This window comes from Paludisphaera mucosa (genome assembly GCF_029589435.1).
Classification (GTDB): Bacteria; Planctomycetota; Planctomycetia; order Isosphaerales; family Isosphaeraceae; genus Paludisphaera; species Paludisphaera mucosa.
Genome location: NZ_JARRAG010000001.1, coordinates 2,238,863 through 2,260,749 on the forward strand (window position 1 = coordinate 2,238,863; position 21,887 = coordinate 2,260,749).

The window sequence follows — 21,887 nt, forward strand, 5'->3', positions numbered from 1 at the left end:
ATCGCTCCATGGAGGGACCGGACGTGAACAGGCCCCGCGACGCCTCCCGACGTTCGACGACGCGCCTCGCCCTCCGGATCGGCCTCCTGGCCGGGCTCGCCGTCGCCGGCTGCTCGACCGTCGCCAAGCGCGGGCCGGCCCTGCTCCCCACGTCCCACCAGCTCAAGACGGGCCCGTTCGTGCTCTACTCGAACGAGCCGATGAAGCCCGACGCCCCGCCGGTCCTGGCCCTGGAGCGGCTCCGGACCGACCTGGCCGGCCGCATGAACGTCGATGAGGACGCCGACCGCGGCCCGATCGAGGTGTACGTCCTCGACGATCGCAACGCCTTCCTCCACCTGCTCCGCTTCTACTTCCCCGAGCTGCCGCCGCGGCGCGCCTTCTTCCTGGCCCAGGGCGAGCAGCGGATCGTCTACACCTACCACGGCCCGATGCTGGAGGAAGACCTCCGCCACGAGGCCGCGCACGCGCTCCTGCGCGGCCGGTTCGGCGACATCCCGCTGTGGGTCGACGAGGGGCTGGCCGAGTATTTCGAGGACGGCCCCGACGACCTGCGCGACCGGGGGGACCGCCTCGCCCGGCTCGCGGCCGACGTCAAGGCGGGTTGGAAGCCCGACCTGCGGCGGTTGGAGACGCTCGACGAGGTCCACCAGATGGATCCCCGCGACTATCGCGAGTCCTGGGCCTGGGTCGACCTGCTCCTGAGCGATTCCAAGCAGGGCAAGCCGCTGCTCCTCGACTATCTGCAGGCCCGCGGCCCCCGCCCCGCCCTGTCGGACGCGCTGGCGGCCGAGGGGACCGACGGCGCGCGGCTGCTCGCCCACCTCAACGGCGAGCCCGCGCGGGTCGTGGCGCAGAAGCCGACGGCCGAAGAGCCCCTCCCCGATCGGGTGGTGCGGCTCCAGGACCGCGCGACCGATCCCGTCCTCGCGGTCCCCGAGCCGCGACGACCGGGACTCCTCCGCCGCATCGGCTCGTTCCTGGGGTTCTGAGGGAACTCAGGACCGCTTCTGCTCGATGGGGACCTCGTTGATCTTGGCCGCGAGGATGAAGTCGTTCTCGGTCAGCCCGCCGACCGCGTGGGTCCAGATCTCGACGGCGACGTTGCGATAGCCTTCGATGTGGAGGTCGGGATGATGCCCCTCCTCCTCGGCCAGCTCGCCCACCTTGTCGAAGAACCGCAGGCCGGCGACGAAGTTCTTCGCCTTCCACTCCCGTCGGATCCGCTTGCCGTCCGCGGTGAGCGACCAGCCGGAGACGGTCTGGATCAGGGCTTCCACCTCGTCGGGCGGCAGCGGCGGGACGCCCCCCTCGCACGGGACGCACTTCTTCGAGGCCAGTTCGGTCAGGGTCGGGGTGCTCATGGCGAGGCTCCTGTTGCGGAGGAGAAGCGACGGGACCGCCGATCCAGGCCTGCGAAGGCTGCGCCGGAAGCCGACGATCAGCGGAAACTTTCGGCCTCGACGGGGAACTCGCCGGACCGGACGTCGGCGATGTAGCGCGCGGTCGCCTGTTGGACGGCCTCGCCGATCTCGGCGTAGCGGCGGGCGAAGCGGGGCCGGAAGCCCTCGATGAGGCCGAGCATGTCGTGGACGACGAGCACCTGGCCGTCGCAGTCGACGCCGGCGCCGATGCCGATGGTCGGCACGGGGACCTCGGCGGTGATCGTCGCGGCGATCGCGGCGGGGACGCATTCGAGGACGATGGCGAACGCGCCGGCCTCGACGACCGCCTGGGCGTCGGCCCGGATCGCGTCGGCCTGGCGCTGGACCTTGTAGCCGCCGAGCTTGCGGACGGACTGGGGCGTCAGGCCGACGTGGGCCATGACGGGGATCTCGGCGTCGACGACCGCGCGGATGGCGGCGGCGGTCCGCCGGCCCCCCTCCAGCTTGACGGCCTGGCACCGCGTCTCCTTGAGGATCCGGCCCGCCGAGCGGATGGCCTGCGACCGCGACGCCTGGTACGAGAGGAACGGCAGGTCGGCGACGACGAACGCCCGCTTCGCGGCCCGCGCGACCATCTCGGCATGGTAGACGATCTGATCGAGCGTCACCCCCAGGGTGGTCTCACGGCCCTGGACGGCCGTCCCCAGCGAGTCGCCGACGAGCAGGCAGTCGATCCCCGCGGCGTCGAGCCAGCGGGCCGTCGCGTAGTCGTAGGCGGTGAGGACCGAGATCTTCCGCGATTGCTTCTTCCAGGCGTCGAAATCGAGGATGGTGACGGGACGGTCGTCAATCGCCATGGCCGGAGGGCTCGCTGGGGGGGAGTTCGGCCAGGATGAGGTCGGGCCGATCGATCAGCACTTTGTAACGCCGCCGGATCCCGTCGTGCAAGTCCACTCGCAGGACGTCCTCGGGCCCGGAGCCCAGGTCGGCGAACCAGCGGGCCCCCTTCGTCCGATAGAATTCGACCAGCTCGATCGGGGCCAGGCCCCGGTTGATCGGCCCCCATTCCGAGGCCGCGCGGCTCGCCGCCGCGAGCGTGTACTCCAGCCGGCAGCCGCGGCGGTCGGCGCGGTACAGGAGCGCCTCGGGGGCGACGACGAGGTCTCCCGGCTTCGTCTCCTCGGACACCCCGCGCGCGGCCTCGGCGAGCCCGGCCCATTCGTCCGGGGTGTTCCAGGTCGAATCGGCGACGTACAGCGCGAGCGCGGCGAACACCGCCGCCGCGGCCAGGGCGACGGTCGGCCGCCAGGCGTCGATCCGGGCCCAGGCGAGTCCGAGACCGGCCGCCGCGACGGGGGCCATGCAGAGCCAGTAATATTCGTGATGGAGCTTGGCCGCGAGCAGCGCCATCGTCGCCGACGCCAGGCCGGCCCACGTCCACCAGACGAGGGCCCCGCGGTCCTTCCCGGCGCACGACCAGAGGCCCCAGAGCGCCCCCGCGAACCCCAGCGGGGTGAAGGCCCGGACGACCAGGAAACGGCCGACGAGCCGCCAGGTCTCGCCCGAGGCGAGCGCCTCCAGGCCGATCAGGTCCATCCAGATGGCCTGATTCTCGGCCGCCGCACGCGAGCCCGAGGACTGCGTCAGCCAGCCTGCCCAGGCGTACCAGGCGATCGCCGGCGCGAGGGGCGAGGCGCAGAGCGCGATGGTCTTCCAGGTCCGCCTCGGGAAGATCGCCAGGAAGGCCACGGCCAAGACATAGGCGGCGGTCGCCTTCGCCGCCAGGCCGACCGCCAGCAGCAGCCAGCCCGCCGCCAGCCACCGACGGCCCCCGCCCCGCGCCACGGCGAGGTCCCAGCAGGCCAGGCCCGCGGCGCAGGCGCCGATCATCAGGGCGTCGGGCTGGAAGGCGCGGCCGTAGCGGATGGTGATCGGCAGCATCGAGAACGCCGTCGCCGCAGCCAGCGCCGGGCCCTCGCCCCATCGCCGCTTCATCAACGCGTACACGCCCCAGGCCGCCAGCGCCGCCGCCGCCGCCGAGGTCAGCCGCCCGCAGGCGTCGAGCGACAGTCCGGTGGTCCGCCGCAGGGCGACCGCCAGCTCCTGATAGATCGGCGGCTCGACGAGGAAGTAGTTCGGGAACGGCCCCGTGTCGAGCTGGGGGCGCAGGAAGCCCGACCCGCGTTCGAGGTTGCGTGCGACCATCGCCGTGGGCGTCTGGCGGCCCACGAAATTCTCGACGATCGGCTGGTCGGGGTGGAGCGAGCGGAGCACCAGCCCGGCGAGCAGCGCCAGGGCGAGCCGCGCCGCCTCGGCGCGGTGCGTCGCGGGCTCGGGCCGTTCCCCGGGGATCGTCGGCGGCGGCTTGGCGATCGTCGGGCCCCCTCTCGTGTCATGAAAACGGGTTCATTCTCGGAACGCGGCCTGAAACCGGTTGCGTCGGCGACATCAGCGTGTCAGGATACGACCAATCCCATCTCGCTTCCGCCGCCGAATTCGCGGGTCCATCACGTCCCCGCGTGCGGCATCGTGCCCAACCACGTCAGGAGGTCGCCATGCTCGTGAGCGAAGTGCTCGACCGGAAAGGCCGTCGGGTGGTGACGATCGATTCCGAGGCCAGCGTCCAGGATGCCGTCGCGCGATTGGTCCAGAACGACGTCGGCTCGCTGCCGGTGGTCGACGGCGAAGGCCGGCTCGTCGGCGTCGTCTCGGAGCGCGACGTCCTGCGGCTGATGCACCACAAGGGCGACGGCTTCGGCCGGCTCCGCGTGGCGTCGGTCATGACCTGCAACCCGGTCACCTGCCGGGTCGACGACTCGGTCGACGACGTCATGGGCCTGATGAGCGAGCGGCGGATCGCCAAGGTCCCGATCGTCGAGGACGAGATCCTCGTCGGCGTCGTCTCGGTCGGCGACGTCGTCAAGGTCATGTACGAGAAGGTCACGACGGAGAACCACCATCTCATGTCCTACATCCACGGGGATCGCTGAAGGGGCCCTCACGAGCGCGCGGGGCCCGCTCCGTCGTCCGACCCGGCCCCCGTCGCCTTGGCCGCGGGGGGCGGGGCCGGCCCCTTGCGATGCAGGTCGTGCGAGGCGGGGAGCTCTCCGTTCCAGCGGCCGTAGAGCGCGGTGAGGTCGGCGAGGCGGCCGACCTCGGCGGGGGTGGGACGGCCCGGGGTCATCCGCCATCCCCAGTTCCCCACGCCCTTTCCCGGGACGTTCATCCGGGCCCCGCTGTCCAGCCCGAGGACGTCCTGCATCGGCGCGACGGCGATCTGGGCCACCGACGAGAGGGCCAGCCGGATCAGGTCCCAGCCGAATTCCTTGCCGTCCGTCCCCACGAATCGGAGCGCGAACCGCCGCTCCTCCTCGATCTCTTCGAGCGACTGGGTGGTCTCGACGTGCTGGTTCGTGAGCCAGCCGTAGCTGGTGTCGTTGTCGTGCGTCCCGGTGTAGACGATGCTGTTGGGGACGTGCTTGAACGGCAGGTGCTTCTCGGCCTCGGGGTCGGCGGCGAAGCCGAACTGGAGCACCCGCATCCCCGGCAGGTGGAACTCGTCGCGCAGGGCCTCGACCGGCGGCGTGATCACGCCCAGGTCCTCGGCGATGAACGGCAGGTCGGGGAACTTCTCCTTGAGCGCGTGGAAGAGCGCGGGGCCGGGTCCCGGGACCCAGCGGCCGTTGACGGCGGTCTCGGCCCCGCCGGGGACCTCCCAGTAGGCTTCGAAGCCCCGGAAATGGTCGATCCGGATCAGGTCCACCTGCTTCAACAGGGCCCCGATCCGCTGCGCCCACCAGGCGTAGCCCTCGGCGGCGTGGGCGTCCCAGTCGTAGAGCGGGTTGCCCCAGAGTTGGCCGGTCTCGGCGAAGTAGTCGGGAGGCACGCCGGCGACGAACGACGGCCGGCCCTCGGCGTCGAGGAAGAAGAGGTCCGGCCGCGACCAGACGTCGGCGCTGTCGTGGGCGACGAAGATCGGGATGTCGCCGATCAGCTTGACGTCGTGCTTCCGGCAGGTCGCCCGCAGGGCCTTCCACTGCTCGTAGAAGGCGAACTGGACGAACTCGTGGAAGAGGACGGCCTCGGCCGAGTCGCGCGCGAAGGCCTCCAGGGCCGCGGGCTGGCGCGAGACCAGCTCCGGCTCCCAGGTGAACCACGCGCTGCCGTTGCGGACCTCCTTGATCGCCATGAACAGGGCGTAGTCCTGCAGCCAGTGCTTCTCCTCGGCGACGAAGCGGTGGAAATCGGCGTCGGACTGCTTGAAGCGGCCGAACGCCTTCGAGAGCAGCGCGTTCTTGACCCCGATGACCTCCAGGAAGTCGACCTCGTCGGTCGCCGCGGCCGGCTCGGGGAGGTCCTTCTCGTCGAGCCAGCCTCGCTCGACGAGCCCTTCGGGGCTGATCAGCAGCGGATTGCCCGCGAACGAGGAGTGCGACTGATAGGGGGAGTTGCCGGCGCCCGTCGGCCCCAGGGGCAACGTCTGCCACCAACGCTGGCCGGCCTCGGCCAGCATCCCGACGAACTTGTGGGCCTCGGGACCGATGTCGCCCACGCCGAACCGCCCCGGCAGCGATGTCGGGTGCATGAGGATGCCGCTGGACCTGGGATATCGCATTCTCGCCTCGTGAGGATCCTCGTCTCGACCGCCGGGCCCGATCGACCCGCTTCCGGAGCCGCGAAATTCGGGGCTCAGCGGCTCGCTTGCAGGAACCGTTCCAGCGCGTCGCGGAAATCGACCTTGTTCTCGATATGCGGCATATGCCCCACGCCCGGCAGGACTTCCAGCCGGGAGCCCGGGATTCGATCGGCCAGGTCCCGGGCGATGGGGGGCGGATTGACCAGGTCGAGCTCGCCGACCAGGACCAGGCTGGGGACGTCGAGCCGGCCCAGTCGGTCGCGGGCGTCGTGCTCGGCCGCGGCGCGGGCCTGCCGCGTGAACGCCGCGACGTCCTGGGGCCACGGGTTGCGCTCGGCGAACCGGACGAGGCCCTGGATCAGCTCGGGATGGTCGTAGAAGGCCGGCGCCACCAGCCAGGGGAGCGTCCCGTTGGAGAACCGGACGAGGTCGGCCCCGGCCAGCTCCCGGAGCTGGATCCAGGACTCGATCACCCCCTTCCGCCAGGCGTTCGCCCCGGCGTGGGTGGACGCGAGGGTCAGCGAGTCGACCCGCCCCGGGTGGCGGATGGCCAGCTCCTGGGCGACCAGGCCGCCGAGGGAGTGGCCCACGACGTGCGCGGTGGCGATCCCCAGGGCCGCCAGCCACGAGGCGACGTCGTCGGCCATCTCGGCCGTGTCGTAGGGGGCCCGGGCCCGCCAGCTCCGGCCGGCGTCGCGGGAGTCGAGGGCGAGGGTCCGCCACTCGCGGGCGAAATGCCGCTGCGCCAGGCTGAACGCCCGGTGGTCGCCCCCCAGTCCGCTCAGGAAGACCAGGACGTCGCCGGCCTCGCCCGCCTCCTCGTAGTAGAACTCGCGATCGTTCAGGGCGATGGTCGGCATCGTCGATCCGTAGGTCCCGCGGTCCCTTCCGCGAGCCGCCGCTCGCGAGCGTCGCCAATAGCGTATGCCGAACGGGCCGGCGATTAAAGCCATCCGGCCGGAGTTCCCGCGAATCGCCGCGATCGGGCCGGGATTTCCCCCGAACCCTTGACGAGCGGCGGTCGTCGACTAAGATAGGTGACGTCTCCGCCGCCCCCATCGTCTAGCGGCCTAGGATACTTGGTTCTCAGCCAAGGGACCGGGGTTCGAGTCCCCGTGGGGGTACTGACCAAAGCCACCAATCGACGCCCATCGCGGCGTCGTTTCTTTTGCGCCGGCTTGTCGATCGGCCGGCGCACGGCGAGAATAGGGCCTCTCTCCCTGCGGGTGCGACGCCAGTGATCCGACGACGAGTCTCGTCTCCAAGGCGACTGCGTCGTCGCGGGCCGTTCGAAGTCTTGAACGAGCCGATCCCGGCCGAGCCGAGGCAGCGCAAACGAGGCTCGCCATGAACGACGACCTGACGCGCGCGATCCAGTCCCTGGCGGACCGGCTCGTGGACCAGGCGGGACGCGACGACGCAGTCCGCGCCGACGTCCGCGCCCTGGCCACGGCGATCCTGGAGGCGACCGAGCGGCCTCCGGCGACGCCCGCCGTCGCGACGGCGGCCCCCGAGCCTCCCGCGGCCCCCGTCCCGCTCATCGAGCTGACGCTCGGTCGCACGCCTCCGCCCCCGGCCCGGCTGGATCCCGTCGTCTCGCTCGCGGCCGATCGCGGGACGGCCGACGAAGACCTGCCGGGGGTCGAGGCCCGCTGCCGCCTGAAGGCCGACGGCCTGCGCTGGGCCGCCTCGCGTCGCCGCCTCATGGACGGGGGGGCCGACTTCGCCCTCGAGATCGCGCCCAGCGACCGGGAGATCCTCGATCGCGCCCGCGGCCTCGCCTGCTTCCTCTGGATGAACACGCCCGATTTCGAGGTCCCGGCCGACCCTTCGTCCTTGACGGTGGCCGCCGGCTGCTTCGAAGCGGTCGCGGACGCCGTCTCGCTGGTGCGCGGCCTGCTGGCCGACGAGTCGAACCGGAGGTATTTCGAGCCCGCGCTCAACCTTCTGGCCGAGGCCCAATCGGCGCTCCGGGTCGTCATCGATCGGATCGACGGCCGCAAGGATCCCGACCAGTACGCGACCTACGACTGGCTCCGCGGCGTGGCGGCGCGCGAGCAGATTTACATCCAGCGGTACATGCGGATCGACGATCCCGCCGTCCCGGCGAGCCATTCTGGGATCCGGGCCCGCATCCAGAAACTCGACGCCGGCTGCCAGGACGTTCGCCGACAGGCCAAGAAGCGGAACTCGCTCCTGAGCCGCCTCCGTTACCACGCCCGCCGGGTCGAGTCGGAACTCGGCGACGAATACGACTGGGGCAAGATCTTCGCCACGCTCGACGACTTGGTCGACGAGGGCGAGCCCCCCAGCCGCGTGGAGATCCGCGAGGCCCTCCTGCCCATCCTCGAGCGGATGCCGGACGTGGACGAGCCGCCTCGCGGCCTCCAGATGGCCCTCCGCGAGGTCGACCGCTACCTGGCCGCGCGACGGCCCGCGACCCAGGAGCCCGAGGCCCCGGAGCCCCCCACGGCCGAGGTCGTCGCGGCCGCCCGCCTGCTCGCCGGCAAGGCCGTCGTCCTGATCGGCGGGGCCCGCCGGCCCGACGCCCACGACGCCCTGAGGTCGGCCCTGGGGCTCCAGGAGCTGATCTGGATCGAGACCCGCGAACACGAGTCGATCGAGCGGTTCGAGCATTCGGTCGCCCGCCCCGACGTCGCCCTGGTCATCCTGGCGATCCGCTGGTCGAGCCACGCCTTCGGCGAGGTTAAGACGTTCTGCGACCGCTACGGCAAGCCCCTCCTCCGCCTGCCGGGCGGGTACAACCCCAACCAGGTCGCCAAGCAGGTCCTCGACCAGTGCAGCGGCCGGCTCGGCGACGGCCGCGACGGCGCGGAGGCTTGATCCGCTCCCGGTGGTCAGCCGGGGGTGGTTTCGATTAAGCTGGACGGGCGGCGCGGGGATCGAAGGAGCCGAGAACCCGGGACGCGGCCGCGGCGTCCGTCATGGGGGCCTCGCGGCTCCACCGCCCGCGTCGCGTTCGACGCCACCCGCGGATCGCCGGCGGAAGCCCGGCCCCGCCCTCTTCAGGAAGCCGGAATGTCTGAGAACGAAACCCCCGAAGCCGAAGTCCCGGTGGCCTCGACGCCGACCGAGCGCACCCGCGCGATCCGGGCGACCCGCTCGATCCGCGAGGCCCAGGACGCGGCGATCCCCGAGGCCGTCGACCGCCGCAACCCCGACCGCCTGGCGCGGGCGCTCGCGCACGCCCAGCTCTCCGCCCGGATCGCCGACGACAACCGCTGCAAGGACATCCTGCTCCTGGACCTGCGCAAGGCGACCGCCCTCCTCGACTACTTCGTCATCGCCACCGCCAACTCGCGACGCCAGGCCAACGCCGTCGCCGGCGAGATCGACGCCGAGATGAAGAAGCTCGGCGAGCACAAGCTGGGCATGGAGGGCGCCGAAGAGGGCCGCTGGATCCTGATCGACTACGGCGATTTCGTCGTCCACGTCTTCTCGGGCGACGGCCGGACGTATTATTCCCTCGAAGAGATCTGGGGCGACGCCCCGTCGCTCGCCTGGCGCGACGCGAACTCCTCCCCCGCACCCGCACCCGCACCCGCCGAGAACGCATCCGAGACGACCCCGGCCGAACCCGAGTCGTCGGATCCGTCCGCCTGACGCCCGCACCCGTACGACCCCGACCCGCCCCCCGATCGCTGGAACTCCTCGCGGATCTCGCCCATGAACGTTCTCAATCGACTGCGGGCCGCCTTCGGCGCCGTCACGCCCGAGGGCGGCGACCCGCGAGCCTTCGGGTCCGCCGTCCGCCCGGCGAACGACCCCAAGTTCGGCGACTACCAGGCCAACGGCTGCATGGCCCTGGCGAAGAGCATCCAGAAGAACCCGCGCGAGCTGGCCGCGAGCGTCCGCGAGGCCGTCGACCTGGAGCCGATCGCCGGCAAGCCCGAGGTCGCCGGCCCCGGCTTCCTCAACGTCCGCCTGCATGACGAATGGATCTCGCAGCGGCTCGCCGACCTCCTCGACGACGACCGCCAGGGCCTGACCGCGCCCGAATCGGTCCGGACGGTCGTCATCGACTTCTCCTCGCCCAACGTCGCCAAGCCGATGCACGTCGGCCACATCCGCTCGACCGTCATCGGCGACAGCCTGGCGCGGATCTTCGAGGGCCTCGGCCATAAGGTCGTCCGCGACAACCACATGGGCGACTGGGGCTCGCAGTTCGGGATGATCCTCTGGGGCTGGAAGACGGCCCGCGACGAGGCCGCCTTCGCCGCCGACCCGGTGACCGAGCTGGCCCGCCTGTACCGGCTCGCCCAGTCCCGCATCAAGGGGGGCGACAAGGCCGTCGAGGACGCCGCGCGGGCCGAGACCGTCAAGCTCCACGCCGGCGACCCCGAGAACCGCGAGCTGTGGTCGCGGTTCATGCCGGCCTGCCTGGCGGCCCTGCAGAAGGTCTACGACCGGCTGGGCGTGCGCTTCGACGTCGAGCTGGGCGAGAGTTTCTACGACCCCATGCTCGCGGCGGTCGTCGCCGACCTGGAAGCGAAGGGGATCGCCGAGGAGAGCGAGGGGGCGACCGTCGCCTTCGTCCCGGGGATGAAGGCCCCGCTCATCATCCGAAAGCGCGACGGGGCCTACAACTACGGCACCACCGACCTGGCGACCATCCGCTACCGCGAGCAGACCTGGGACCCCGACCAGGTCCTCTACGTCGTCGACACCCGCCAGGGCGACCACTTCAAGCAGCTCTTCGACGTCGCCCGCCGCTGGGGCTACGACGGCGCGGCGCTCGAGCACGTCGCGTTCGGCACGATCCTGGGCGCGGACCGCAAGCCGTTCAAGACCCGCGACGGCGACGTGGTGGGCCTGGAGTCGCTGCTCGACGAGGCGGTCGTCGAGGCCCGCAAGGTCGTCGACGCCAACAGCCCGCAGCTCGACGACGACGAGCGCGCCCGCGTGGCCGAGATCGTCGGCCTCGGGGCGATCAAGTACGCCGACCTCTCGCAGAACCGGCTCAGCGACTACGTCTTCGACTGGTCGAAGATGCTCGCGATGCACGGCAACACGGCGACCTATCTGCAGTACGCCTACGCCCGCATCCAGGGCATCTTCCGCCGCGGCGAGGTCCGCCCCGAGGACGTCCGCGGGCGGCGGCCGAGGGTGCTCGTCAGCCATCCCGCCGAGCGCGCCCTGGGCGTCCGTTTGCTGCGGCTCCCCGAGATCCTGGAGCTCGCCGCGGACGAGATGAAGCCGAACGTCCTGACCGACCACCTCTTCGAACTGGCCAACGCCTATAGCACGTTCTACGAAGAGTGCCCCGTCTTGAAGGCCGAGTCCGACGAGCGCCGGGACAGCCGGCTGGCGCTCTGCGACCTGACCGCCCGCACCTTGAAGCTTGGCCTGAACCTCCTGGGAATCGACGTCGTCGACCGGATGTGAACCCCGCCCTGCGCCTCGCGCGACGGAGTCCTGCACGATGAGCACGATCGGCCGCCCGACGCTTGGATATCTCCTGGTCGCCCTGCTGGCGACGGCCCCCGGCCCCGGACTCCTCGCCGAGGACGGCGGGACGGTCCCCCACCGCTCGCCGATCGCGCTGGCGCTCTCGGCCGACGGCTCCCGGCTGCTGACCGCCAACCAGACGGCGGGGACCGTCAGCCTCGTCGACCCGGCCGGACGGATGGTGCTCGACGAGGTCGCCGTCGGCGACAAGCCCGCCGGCGTGGCCTTCGCGCCCGACGGCCGCCGCGCCCTGGTCGCCAACTGGTACGGCTACGACGTGGCCCTGCTGGAGGTGAAGGACGACAAGCTGACCGTCGCCGGCCGGCTCGAAGTCGGCCCCGAGCCCCGCGGCGTGGCGATCGCCGGCGACGGCAGGACGGCCTACGTGGCCGTCGGCGCGGCCGACGAGGTCGTCCGCCTGGACCTGGACGCCCTCAAGGTCACCGGCCGCCTGGCCGTCGGCCGCGAGCCCCGCGGTCTGGCGCTCTCGCCCGACGGCAAGGCCCTGGCGGTCGGCGATTCGCGGTCGCGTGAGGTCGCCGTCGTCGACGTCGAGGGCTTCAAGGTCGTGAAGACCGTCCCCGTCGAGGGCGAGAACCTGCGGCAGATCACCGTGGCTCCCGACGGCCGCTACGCCTACCTCGCCAACATGAAGGACCGCCAGTTCGCCACGACCCGCAACAACATCGACCAGGGCTGGGTCCTCGGCCAACGGCTGACCCGAATCGACCTGAAAGAGCCCGAGCCCTACGCCACGATCTCGCTCGACCCCCGCGGCAAGGCCGCGGCCGACGCCCACGGCGTGGCGATCGCGCCCGACGGCAAGCTCATCATCGTCTCGCTGGGCGGGACGCATGAGCTGATGATCCTGCAAGCCGCCCCCAGGCGACTGCCCTGGCGCGTCGACGGCTCGCGCGACCTGATCGCCCCCGAGCTGCTCGCCGAGCCCGGCCGTTTCCGCCGCGTGGCCCTCGGGGGCCGACCGACCGAGCTGGCCTTCGCGCCCGATTCGAAGACGGTGTACGTCGCGAACTACCTCGGCGACTCGGTCCAGGTCGTCGACGCCGAGACCGCGAGTCTCGTCGCCACGATCCCCCTGGGCGCGCCCGCCACGGTCTCGCTCGCGAGGCGGGGCGAGGCCCTCTTCCACGACGCGACCCGCTCATTCAACCAGTGGTACAGCTGCAACACCTGCCACAGCGACGGCCACACCAACGGCCTGCACTTCGACACGCTCAACGACGGCCGGCAGGACCTCCGCAACACCCACGAGCGGAGCCGCAAGAAGGTCCCCACGCTCCGCCGGGTGACGCAAACCTCCCCCTGGACCTGGCACGGCTGGCAGACGAGCCTCGAAGAGGCCACCGTCGAGTCGTTCACCAAGAGCATGCAGGGGACGAAGCCGACCGACGACGAGGCCCGCGCCGTGGTGGCGTACCTGGAATCGCTCGATTTCCCCCGCAACCCTTACCGCAATCCCGACGGCGGCCTGAACGCCGAGGCCGAGCGCGGCAAGGCCGTCTTCGCGTCGGCCAAGGCCGCGTGCAACACCTGCCACAGCGGCCCCGAGCTGACCGACGGCAAGGTCCACGTCGTCGGCCTGGAAGAGCCCGACGACGTCTACGAGGGCTACAACCCGCCGTCCCTGCGGGGCGTCTACGACAAGTACCCCTACCTGCACGACGCCCGCTCGGCGACCCTCCGCGACGCCCTCTCCGGCCCCCATTCCTCCGAAGCGGTCGGCGGCGAGGAGCTGAGCGAGCAGGAGCTTTCGGACCTGATCGCCTACGTGAAGTCGCTCTGACGCGGTCGGCCGTTGTGATCGGGCCGGCTCCGCCGCACAATGGGGCCTCCTCTCACCCCTACGACCTTCCGACCGCAAACCCCGGGGCCGCCCCTTGAACCTGACGACGACGCTCCGAGGCGAGCGGTTCACGTTCGGCGGGCTCGCCGAGGTGCTGGCGAAGGCCAACGAGGAGAAGTCCGGCGATCAGCTCGCCGGCATCGCCGCGCGGACCGAGAGCGAGCGGGTCGCGGCCAAGATGGTCCTCGCCGAGACGACCCTCGGCGAAGTCGTCGCCAATCCCGTGATCGACCCCGACGTCGACGAGGTCAGCCGCCTGATCCTCGACCGGCTCGACGTCGCCGCCTTCGCCCCGTTTCGTGGGCTGACCCTGGGCGCGTTCCGCGAATGGATCCTCGACGACGCGACGACCGGCGAGACGCTCGCCGCGGCCCGCGATGCGATCACGCCCGAGGTCGCGGCGGGCGTCGCCAAGTTGATGAGCAACAAGGACCTCGCCGTCGCCGCCGCCAAGATCCGCAACGTCTCCCGATGCCGGAACACGATGGGCGGGCGCGGGGTGCTGGGGATCCGTGTGCAGCCCAACCACCCGAGCGACGACCTGGGCGGCATCCTGCTCTCCGCCGTCGACGGCCTGACCTACGGCTGCGGCGACGCGGTGATCGGCGTGAACCCGGCGACCGAGTCGGTGGACGTCGTCGAGTCGATCCTCCGCGGCCTCGACCGGCTCATCGACGCCTTCGCCATCCCGACGCAGGCCTGTTGCCTGGCCCACGTCACGACGCAGCTCGCATGCCTGGACCGAGGCGCGCCCGTCGACCTGCTCTTCCAGTCGGTCGCCGGCACCGAGGCCGCCAACCGCAGTTTCGGCGTCGACCTGGCGTTATTGCGCGAGGGCCGCGAGAGGGTCCTGGAGAGCCACGCCGCGCGCGACGTCCGCTGGGCCGGGCCGCAGGCGATGTACTTCGAGACCGGCCAGGGGAGCGCCCTGTCGGCCGGGGCGCACCACGGCGTCGACCAGCTTACGCTCGAAGCCCGGGCCCACGGCGTGGCCCGCGCGTTCGACCCGTTCCTGGTCAACAGCGTCGTCGGCTTCATCGGCCCCGAGTATCTCTTCGACGAGCGCCAGATCATCCGCGCGGGGCTGGAAGATCACTTCGTCGGCAAGCTGCTGGGCCTGCCGATGGGGATCGACGTCTGCTACACGAACCATGCGGCGGCCGACCAGAATTCGGCCGACAACCTGCTTTTGCTGCTGGCCGCCGCCGGCTGCAACTTCTTCATGGGCGTCCCCTGCTCCGACGACGTCATGCTCAACTACCAGTCCACCAGCTACCACGACGCCCTGGCCATGCGCGAACTCTTCCGCCTCCGCCCCGCGCCCGAATTCGAGGCCTGGCTGGCCGAACGCGGCCTCGGCCGGGGAGCGTCGGCGGTCGAACACCGGAAGGCGGCGGCCCACGCCCTGCGGGGCCTCGAAGCCGTCCTGTCGGAAACCGGAAGCCGCCCATGAACGACGCCGATCACCAGCGCGAGCAGGCCGACGACGACGCGCGAAGCCTGCGCGGATTCGGCTACAAGCAGGAGCTGGCGCGTCGCCTGAGCGGGTTCTCGAACTTCGCCCTGTCATTCTCGATCATCTGCATCCTGGCGGGGGGCGTCAGCTCGTTCCACCTGGGCCTGTGCAGCGTGGGCGGGGCGTCGATCGGGATAGGCTGGCCGCTCGTCGCGCTCTTCTCGCTGGCGGTCGCCGCGACGATGGGCCAGCTCGCCTCGGCCTTCCCGACGGCCGGCGGGCTCTATCACTGGGCGGCCATCCTGGGCGGTCGGGGCTGGGGATGGGCCACCGCCTGGTTCAACCTCGCCGGCCTGGTCACGGTCCTGGCGGCGATCAACGTCGGCACGTATCGCACGGCGGCGACCGCCCTCGGCCACGACCCCGTCGGCGGGGCGTGGGGCGAGCACCTGGCGCAAATCCTCGTCGTGGTCGCCATCACCGCCTCGCAGGCGGCCATCAATCACATCGGCATCGGCGTCACGGCGAAGCTGACCGACTTCAGCGGCTACTGGATCCTGCTCGTCTCGGCCCTGCTCGTCGGCTGTCTCCTTTGGTTCGCGCCCGCCCTGGACGTCTCGCGTCTCGTCCGATTTGAGAACTTCAGCGGCCCGGCCGGCGCCGGCGTCTGGCCCGAGACCCGCAGCCTGGCCTTGCTCTTCGCCCTGGGCGCGCTGCTGCCGGCGTACACGATCACCGGGTTCGACGCCTCGGCCCACGCCTCGGAGGAGACCCTGGGCGCGGCCGAAACCGTCCCGCGGGGGATCGTACAGTCGGTCCTGATCTCCGGGATCGCCGGCTGGGCGCTGCTTTCGGCCGTCGTGCTGGCCGCTCCGAGCCTGTCCGAGGCCGCGGCGCAGGGCGAGGGGGCCTTCCCCTGGATCTTGCACGGGGTCTTCCCGACCTGGCTGGCGGCGGCGTTCGCGGCGGGGATCGTGACCGCGCAATACCTCTGTGGGCTGGCGACGGTGACGTCGGCGTCGCGGATGGCCTTCGCCTTCGCCCGCGACGGCGGCCTGCCGTTCTCGAACGCCGTGCGTTGGGTCTGCCCGCGGCGACGCTCGCCGGTCGTCGCCGTCTGGTCGACCGCGACCGCCGCCGTGCTGTTCACGCTCTACACGCCCGTCTACTCGACGATCACGGCCGTCTGCACGATCCTGCTCTACCTGTCGTACGTGCTGCCGAGCTTCCTGGGCGCCCTGGCGTACGGCAAGACCTGGACCACGATGGGTCCGTGGAGTCTGGGCCGCTGGTATCGCCCGCTGGCCTGGCTGAGCGCCCTCGGCTGCGGCGGCCTGATCGCCATCGGCATGCAGCCGCCGAACGAACGGGCGGCGTGGGTGATCGGGACCATGGCGATCGCCCTGGCCGTCGTCTGGTTCGGCGGCGAGCGGAAACGCTTCCCCGGGCCGCCGATCCTCAGCGACCGAGCGACCCCCACGCCCCGCGAGGAGCCGGCCGCGGCCGCCGCGCCATGAGCGAAATCGTCCCCGATCGACCGGCTTCGGATCTGCTGGCCCGCATCCGGGCGCAGACCCCGGCGCGGATCCTGACGGGCCGCGCCGGGGGCTCGTACACCACGTCGACCTGGCTCGAACTCCGGGGCGATCACGCCGCCGCCCGCGACGCGGTCCGCAACGACGTCGACCTGGAGCGCGACCTCGGCCGCGAATTCCTCGACCGCTGGGACCTGTTCGAAGTCGTCACCCTCGCCGCTTCCAAGGATGAATACCTCCTCCGCCCCGACCTGGGCCGCTCGCTCCGGCTGGACTCCCGGCAGGCCATCGCGGCGCGTCGTCCGCGCGGCTGCGACGTCCAGATCGTCCTCGGCGACGGACTCTCGGCGGCGGCCCTGATCGTCCAGGCCCCGAAGCTCTTGCCCGCCCTGGTCGACGAACTGGCCGCCGCGGGCCTCCAAACGGGCGGGCCGTTCTTCGTCCGCCACTGTCGAGTCGGCGTGATGAACGACGTCGGCGAGGCGCTCGACCCGAACGTGGTCGTCCTGCTGATCGGCGAGCGTCCCGGCCTGGCCACGGCCGAGAGCCTCTCGGCCTACATGGCGTACCGCCCGCAGGCGGGGCACGACGACTCGCGCCGGAATCTCATCTCCAACATCCACGCCCGCGGCGTGCCCATCGACCAGGCCGCCGCGCGTATCGTCCATCTCGCCAGCCGGATGATCGCCGAGCAGACGAGCGGCGTCGCGATCAAAGAGACGTGGACGCCGTCGCTGCCGTCCGCCTCGACGCCTCGTCTCGATGCCGACTGACGCCTCGTCACGTCGTCCGTTCCAGGCGTTCGAGCCAGGCGCGTTCGCGCCGGTCGAGCCGGGCGATGCATTGCTCGGACGTCGCCGCCGTCGCGAAGACGGTCATGATCGGCTCGCCGGCTTCGATGACCGTACCCGGGGCGGGGAGGTCGGCGATGACCGGCACCTGGAAGCGGTCGTCATCCCCTCGCGGGGGAGGCCCGACGTTCGGGAATTCCAGCCTGCGGCTCGCGTAGATCACGCGCTTGCCGAACGCCGGCGTCGGGCGGAGCAGGCTCGGGCCCTGGCCCAGCTCGACTTCGACGCAAGCGCGCACGTGGTCCGCGACGAACGCTCGTCGCATCGCGGCTTCGAACAGCTCGACCGACGCCGTGTATCGCGGGTTGACCTCGACCGCCCAGGGCCGGCCGTTCTTGTGGATGAAGTCGATGCCGAACAGGCCGACGAGCCGGAACTCCGACGCCAGGACCTGGCCCAGCCGCCGGACGTCGGCCATGACGGGGATCTCCATCGGCCACGGGCCGACGCCGCCGCGGTAGAGGAACTCCGCGCCGAGGGCACCTCGGAACTGTCGCGCCACGCCCAGCAGCCGCGCGTCTCCGCCGGCCGCGACGAACAATGCGGAGAACGTCGGCCCTTCGACGAATTCCTGGAGATAGGCCATCGGGGCTGCAGCGCCTTGGGCGCCGTCGGCCCACGCGACGCCCAGGCCGCCGGCAACCGCGGGGTTCTTCCGCAGCCAACTCCCGGATTCCGCGGGTCCGTCCGAGGCTCGTCGCAGGGCGGGCGTCGGCATCCCCGCGGCCTGGAGCGTCGCGCCCACCTGCCAGGGGTCGCGGACGCGCCGCAGGACGTCGGGCCCGTTGCCGAGAAGTCGCCCGAGCCGCGTCAGCCGCTCGACGAGGTCGGGCCGACATTCCATCGAGCCGGTGTAGAACCAGGCCTCGCAGCCGAGCGAGGTCGCCAGCCGCTCCAGGTCGTCGCCGTCGCGGTCGGGGTCGAACCGGACGACGGGACAATGGGCCGCGAGGTCGGCGTCGGCGAAGAGCTCGAGGCATTTGGGGCGCAGGCCGGCGCGGCTCGCCGAGAAGGCCGCGGCGCGGGTGCTGGCTCCGATGATCAACACGCTCTCGATCGCGGGCATGAAAAAACCCCGCCCCGGTCGCGCCGAGACGAGGTCCTCCAACTTCGCGAACGGCCCTCGAGGGCCGCTCAGTCGACCTTGGCGATCTTCTCGGTCGGCGTGAGGATGTGCTTGCCATCCTTCTCGACGCAGGTGCCGACGACCTTGACCTTGACCGGGCTGTCCTTCTTGGCGCCGCAGAGGCCGAGGGTGGTGTGGGCGTCCTTGAAGAACTCGTTCTTCTCGAGGTAGTACGTCGTCTTCTTGCCGTCCTTCTCGACGACGACGGCGTTCTGGCACTCCTTGGCCTCGCCCAGGGCGCACTTGGCGCAAAGGCCGTCGCCCTCGATCGTGACCTTCTTGCCCTCGTCGGCCAGGACCGCGCCCAGGCCCATCGTCAGCACGCCGCAGACCGCCAGCATCAAGAGTTTGCGCATCATTCTCCTCCGTTGCAGACCCGTCGGACGCAGATCCGGGACGGGCCCGAGGAACGAACCCCGAGAGGGAGCCTCCCGATCTGCTCGATTCGTATTCAACCAGCTTGGGCGGCGAGAAACAACCGGGTTTCCCCGATCCCGGCCCGTTCTTCGGGGGGTTGTCGGCCGGACCGGGGGCGTCTATCATGCGGGTCTCGCTCGCGCGTCCGATCGTCGACACGCGCGAAAGTCAGGCGTGCGGTCGGGTTCCGACCCGCCCCCGCGCGGCATTTTTCATCCAGGGAGAACGGACGCGATGGCCGGCGAAATCCTCATGAACATCGGCGAAGCCCTCGTGGGCGAAGGCAACGAGATCGCCCATATCGACCTCCTCATCGGCAAGAAGGACGGCCCCGTCGGCCAGGCCTTCGCCACCGCGCTGGCCAACCAGTCGGCCGGCCACACCAACCTGCTCGCCGTGCTGACCCCCAACCTGATCGCCAAGCCCGCGACCGTGATGGTCACGAAGGTCACGATCAAGGGCATGAAGCAGGCCGTGCAGATGTTCGGCCCGGCCCAGTCGGCCGTCGCCAAGGCCGTCGCCGACAGCGTGGCCGAGGGCGTGATCCCCGCCGCCGCCGCCGAGGACCTGGTCATCGTCTGCGGCGTGTTCATCCACCCCGAAGCCGAGGACAACGCCAAGATCCTCAAGTTCAACTACGAGGCGACCAAGCTCGCCATCGCCAGCGCGATGAAGAACTCGCCCTCGATCTCCGAGATCACCGCCAAGAAGGACTCGGTCGAGCACCCGTTCGCCAAGTGACCGCCTGAATCCAGACGCCGGCCGCGACTCGCGCCGGCGTCTCCCTCCTCCTCTCCCCCTCCCTCCCACTCCGCCCATGCGGGGGGCCGCCATGCCCGACGACAAGGCCACGATCCTGATCCAGCTCGACGTCGACGCGCAGCCCAGCGTGTTCGACGCCGTGGTCGCCGTGGACGCCAAGGTGGACCACCTGTTCCGCCACGGCGACGTCACGCCCGAGAACGTCCAGGACCTCGTCTACGGGGCCCTCTTCACCCGAGGCCCGGCCGACCTCCACCGCACCGCGCTCTTCGTCGGCGGATCCGACGTCGCGAAGGCCGAGGCCGTGCTCGCCAAGATCCGCTCGACGTTCTTCGGCCCCTTCCGCGTCTCGGTCCTGTTCGACGCCAACGGCTCCAACACGACGGCCGCCGCCGCCGCCCTGGCCGCGCTCTCGAGCGTCGGCGGCTCGCTGCAGGGCGTCCCCGCCGCCGTCCTGGCCGCGACCGGCCCCGTCGGCCAGCGCGTCGCCCGGCTGCTCGGCCGCCTGGGCGCGACGGTCGCCGTCGGGTCACGCGACGCGGCCCGCTCCGGCAAGCTCGCCGAACGCCTCCACGCGACCACGGGCGCGACCTACCAGGGCTTTAGTAACGCCGACGCCTCCGACCTGGAGCGGACCCTGGCGAAGACGGCCCTCGTCGTCAGCGCCGGGCCCGAAGGGGCGCGGCTCATCTCGGCCGCGCAATGGAAGGGCCGCGACGGGCTTCGCGTCGTCGTCGACCTGAACGCCGTCCCCCCCGCGGGGATCGAGGGGGTCGAGGCGAACGACAAGAACGTCGACCGGGGCGGGATCCGCGCCTGGGGCGCGCTCGGCGTCGGCGGCCTCAAGATGAAGATCCACAAGCGGGCGATCCAGGACCTCTTCCGCTCCAACGACAAGATCCTCGACGCCGAGGAAGTCCTGGAGCTGGGCCGCGACCTCGTCTGAGAGGCCGTCGCCAGGAGTCGGGGAAATCCCCGAATGACGGCCTTCCCCCTCGCGGGGGAAGGTGGCACGAAGGGCCGGATGAGGGGGAGACGAGCACGAAAGCCGTCGCCCAATCGTGTTTCCGGATTGCGAATTCCGACGGATCCTCGCTCGTCCTCCCCCTCATCCGACCCCTTCGGGGTCTGACTTCCCCCACGAGGGGGGAAGGCGTCGGAGGGTCGGCGCTACGACACTGAGGGACCGCCTCGGAAGGACGCGCCCCGCGCAAAGTCAGGGTTGCGGGACGCCCGGGATCGGGCCCTTCGTCGTCGTCTGGATGCGGCCGATGTACATGTCCGAGGCGATGTAGAAGACGCTGCGGTCCTCGCCCCAGGCGCAGTTGCCGCAGGCCTCGCCGGTGGCGAGCGTCCCCAGGTGCTTGCCCGCGGGCGAGAAGATCAGGACGCCTCCCGGGCCGGTCGCGAAGACGTTGCCGGCGTCGTCGACCTTCAGGCCGTCGGGCAACCCTTTACGCTTGCCGGCCAGGGGCGTGACGTCCGCGAACACCTTGCCGGCACCGAGCGTGCCGTCGGCGGCGACGGGATAGGCCATCCAGATCGCCCGTTTGGGGTCGGAGTTGGCGACGTAAAGGGTCTTCTCGTCGGGCGAGAAGGCGATGCCGTTGGGGAAGCTCAACTCGCGCGTCAGGAGCGTCAGTCGGCCGTCGACGCCGAGCTTGTAGACGCCGTTGAAGGCCAGCTCCTTGCCCTGGTCGTGGTTGTCGCCCAGCAGGCCGTAGGGCGGGTCGGTGAAGTAGAAGTCGCCGTTGGACTTGAAGGCGCCGTCGTTGGGGCTGTTGAGGCGCTTGCCCTCATAACGGTCGACGAGGGTGGTGAACTTGCCGTCGGCTTCGAGACGGGCGATCCGGCGGTCGCCGTGCTGGCAGAGGACGAGCCGGCCCTTCTCGTCGAAGGTCAGGCCGTTCGAGCCCGGCTCGCCGCCCCGGCCGACGGAGCCGGTGTAACCGCTGGGCTTGAGGGCGACGGACGTCCCTTTCGCCTTCATCCACTGGTGCACGACGTTCTCGGGCACGTCGGAGAACAGCAGCCGCCCGACGGTGGAGTCCCAGACGGTCCCCTCGGACCAGTCGAAGCCCTCGGCGATCCGCTCGACGCGTGCGCCGGGCGGGATGAGCCGGTCGAGCGCCGGGTCGAGGCGTTCGATCGCCCCCAGCGTCGGCGGCTCCTGCGCCGCCGCCTCGCGGCCGGCGAGCAACGCGGTCGCGACGAGGCACAGGCGGAACGAGGCTCGCGACGTCCGCGGCCTGAATCGACGAACCTGGTTCATATGTCGGCGTCTCCCTATTGTCGTGGCTGGCGTGCGGCGGGTCGTCCCGCGACCCGAAGGTATCCGATCGCCGGGGCCCTCGCAACGCGGCGGCGGTCGCGCCGGCGGCGTCGA

19 protein-coding genes and 1 tRNA gene are annotated in these 21,887 nt (G+C 71.2%); 12 read left to right on the forward strand and 8 right to left on the reverse strand.

The features are described 5' to 3' along the window. Positions 1-23 precede the first annotated feature (23 nt). Complete coding sequence (locus PZE19_RS32895; protein WP_277860248.1) at positions 24-992, forward strand: DUF1570 domain-containing protein; 969 nt, start codon at positions 24-26, stop codon at positions 990-992. Between the two features lie 6 nt (positions 993-998). Here PZE19_RS32895 and PZE19_RS08980 read toward each other — a convergent pair whose 3' ends face one another. From PZE19_RS08980 to PZE19_RS08990, 3 genes are all read right to left on the reverse strand, one after another. After that, a complete protein-coding gene (locus tag PZE19_RS08980) occupies positions 999-1,364 on the reverse strand; it encodes a 4a-hydroxytetrahydrobiopterin dehydratase (protein ID WP_277860249.1) in 366 nt (121 codons plus the stop codon). A 77-nt stretch (positions 1,365-1,441) separates the two neighbouring features. Beyond that, positions 1,442-2,242 (reverse strand): 3-methyl-2-oxobutanoate hydroxymethyltransferase, encoded by an 801-nt coding sequence (gene panB, locus PZE19_RS08985; RefSeq protein ID WP_277860250.1) that lies wholly within the window; start codon positions 2,240-2,242, stop codon positions 1,442-1,444. After that, complete coding sequence (locus PZE19_RS08990; protein ID WP_277860251.1) at positions 2,232-3,659, reverse strand: ArnT family glycosyltransferase; 1,428 nt, start codon at positions 3,657-3,659, stop codon at positions 2,232-2,234. The genes panB and PZE19_RS08990 overlap by 11 nt, the downstream gene beginning before the upstream one ends. A 281-nt stretch (positions 3,660-3,940) precedes the next feature. Between PZE19_RS08990 and PZE19_RS08995 the strand changes: the two genes are divergently transcribed. Then, positions 3,941-4,375: a CBS domain-containing protein gene (locus PZE19_RS08995; RefSeq protein ID WP_277860252.1), complete on the forward strand. Its 435-nt coding sequence runs from the start codon at positions 3,941-3,943 to the stop codon at positions 4,373-4,375. An 8-nt stretch (positions 4,376-4,383) separates the two neighbouring features. Here the strand turns inward: PZE19_RS08995 and malQ are convergent, their stop codons facing one another. Both malQ and PZE19_RS09005 read right to left on the reverse strand, forming a co-directional pair. Then, complete coding sequence (gene malQ, locus PZE19_RS09000) at positions 4,384-6,000, reverse strand: 4-alpha-glucanotransferase (protein WP_277860253.1); 1,617 nt, start codon at positions 5,998-6,000, stop codon at positions 4,384-4,386. A 74-nt stretch (positions 6,001-6,074) separates the two neighbouring features. Continuing rightward, on the reverse strand, positions 6,075-6,881 hold the full coding sequence (locus PZE19_RS09005) for an alpha/beta fold hydrolase (RefSeq protein WP_277860254.1): 807 nt from the start codon (positions 6,879-6,881) through the stop codon (positions 6,075-6,077). A gap of 191 nt (positions 6,882-7,072) precedes the next feature. Between PZE19_RS09005 and PZE19_RS09010 the strand changes: the two genes are divergently transcribed. From PZE19_RS09010 to eutC, 8 genes are all read left to right on the forward strand, one after another. After that, positions 7,073-7,145, forward strand: a tRNA-Glu gene (locus PZE19_RS09010). Between the two features lie 223 nt (positions 7,146-7,368). Further along, complete coding sequence (locus tag PZE19_RS09015) at positions 7,369-8,865, forward strand: hypothetical protein (RefSeq protein ID WP_277860255.1); 1,497 nt, start codon at positions 7,369-7,371, stop codon at positions 8,863-8,865. A gap of 195 nt (positions 8,866-9,060) precedes the next feature. Further along, a complete protein-coding gene (gene rsfS / locus PZE19_RS09020; RefSeq protein WP_277860256.1) occupies positions 9,061-9,645 on the forward strand; it encodes a ribosome silencing factor in 585 nt (194 codons plus the stop codon). Between the two features lie 63 nt (positions 9,646-9,708). Next, complete coding sequence (gene argS, locus PZE19_RS09025; protein WP_277860257.1) at positions 9,709-11,427, forward strand: arginine--tRNA ligase; 1,719 nt, start codon at positions 9,709-9,711, stop codon at positions 11,425-11,427. Positions 11,428-11,464: 37 nt separating this feature from the next. Then, entirely contained in the window at positions 11,465-13,294 is a 1,830-nt protein-coding gene (locus PZE19_RS09030) for a beta-propeller fold lactonase family protein (RefSeq protein WP_277860258.1), read from the forward strand. Positions 13,295-13,388: 94 nt separating this feature from the next. Beyond that, positions 13,389-14,807 carry an ethanolamine ammonia-lyase subunit EutB gene (locus PZE19_RS09035; protein WP_277860259.1) on the forward strand — a complete coding sequence of 473 codons (1,419 nt, stop codon included), beginning with the start codon at positions 13,389-13,391 and terminating at the stop codon, positions 14,805-14,807. Beyond that, on the forward strand, positions 14,804-16,327 hold the full coding sequence (locus PZE19_RS09040; RefSeq protein WP_277860260.1) for an amino acid permease: 1,524 nt from the start codon (positions 14,804-14,806) through the stop codon (positions 16,325-16,327). Before PZE19_RS09035 ends, PZE19_RS09040 begins: the two co-directional genes overlap by 4 nt. Then, on the forward strand, positions 16,324-17,118 hold the full coding sequence (gene eutC / locus PZE19_RS09045; protein ID WP_277860261.1) for an ethanolamine ammonia-lyase subunit EutC: 795 nt from the start codon (positions 16,324-16,326) through the stop codon (positions 17,116-17,118). The genes PZE19_RS09040 and eutC overlap by 4 nt, the downstream gene beginning before the upstream one ends. Positions 17,119-17,125: 7 nt before the next feature. On the opposite strand, the gene PZE19_RS09050 is transcribed toward eutC, so the two are convergent. Next, positions 17,126-18,262, reverse strand: a complete 1,137-nt coding sequence (locus PZE19_RS09050) for an ATP-grasp domain-containing protein (RefSeq protein ID WP_277860262.1) — start codon at positions 18,260-18,262, stop codon at positions 17,126-17,128. A gap of 68 nt (positions 18,263-18,330) precedes the next feature. After that, the gene (locus PZE19_RS09055) at positions 18,331-18,678 is read right to left on the reverse strand and encodes a DUF6370 family protein (RefSeq protein WP_277860263.1); all 348 of its coding nucleotides are present in this window, start codon (positions 18,676-18,678) and stop codon (positions 18,331-18,333) included. A gap of 307 nt (positions 18,679-18,985) precedes the next feature. Here PZE19_RS09055 and fae point away from each other — a divergent pair, with 307 nt between their 5' ends. Then, positions 18,986-19,480, forward strand: a complete 495-nt coding sequence (fae, locus tag PZE19_RS09060) for a formaldehyde-activating enzyme (protein ID WP_368411284.1) — start codon at positions 18,986-18,988, stop codon at positions 19,478-19,480. A gap of 91 nt (positions 19,481-19,571) precedes the next feature. After that, positions 19,572-20,447, forward strand: coding sequence for an NAD(P)-dependent methylenetetrahydromethanopterin dehydrogenase (locus tag PZE19_RS09065; protein WP_277860265.1), 876 nt, complete (start codon positions 19,572-19,574; stop codon positions 20,445-20,447). A gap of 270 nt (positions 20,448-20,717) precedes the next feature. Here the strand turns inward: PZE19_RS09065 and PZE19_RS09070 are convergent, their stop codons facing one another. Next, positions 20,718-21,773: an SMP-30/gluconolactonase/LRE family protein gene (locus PZE19_RS09070; RefSeq protein ID WP_277860266.1), complete on the reverse strand. Its 1,056-nt coding sequence runs from the start codon at positions 21,771-21,773 to the stop codon at positions 20,718-20,720. Positions 21,774-21,887 lie beyond the last annotated feature (114 nt).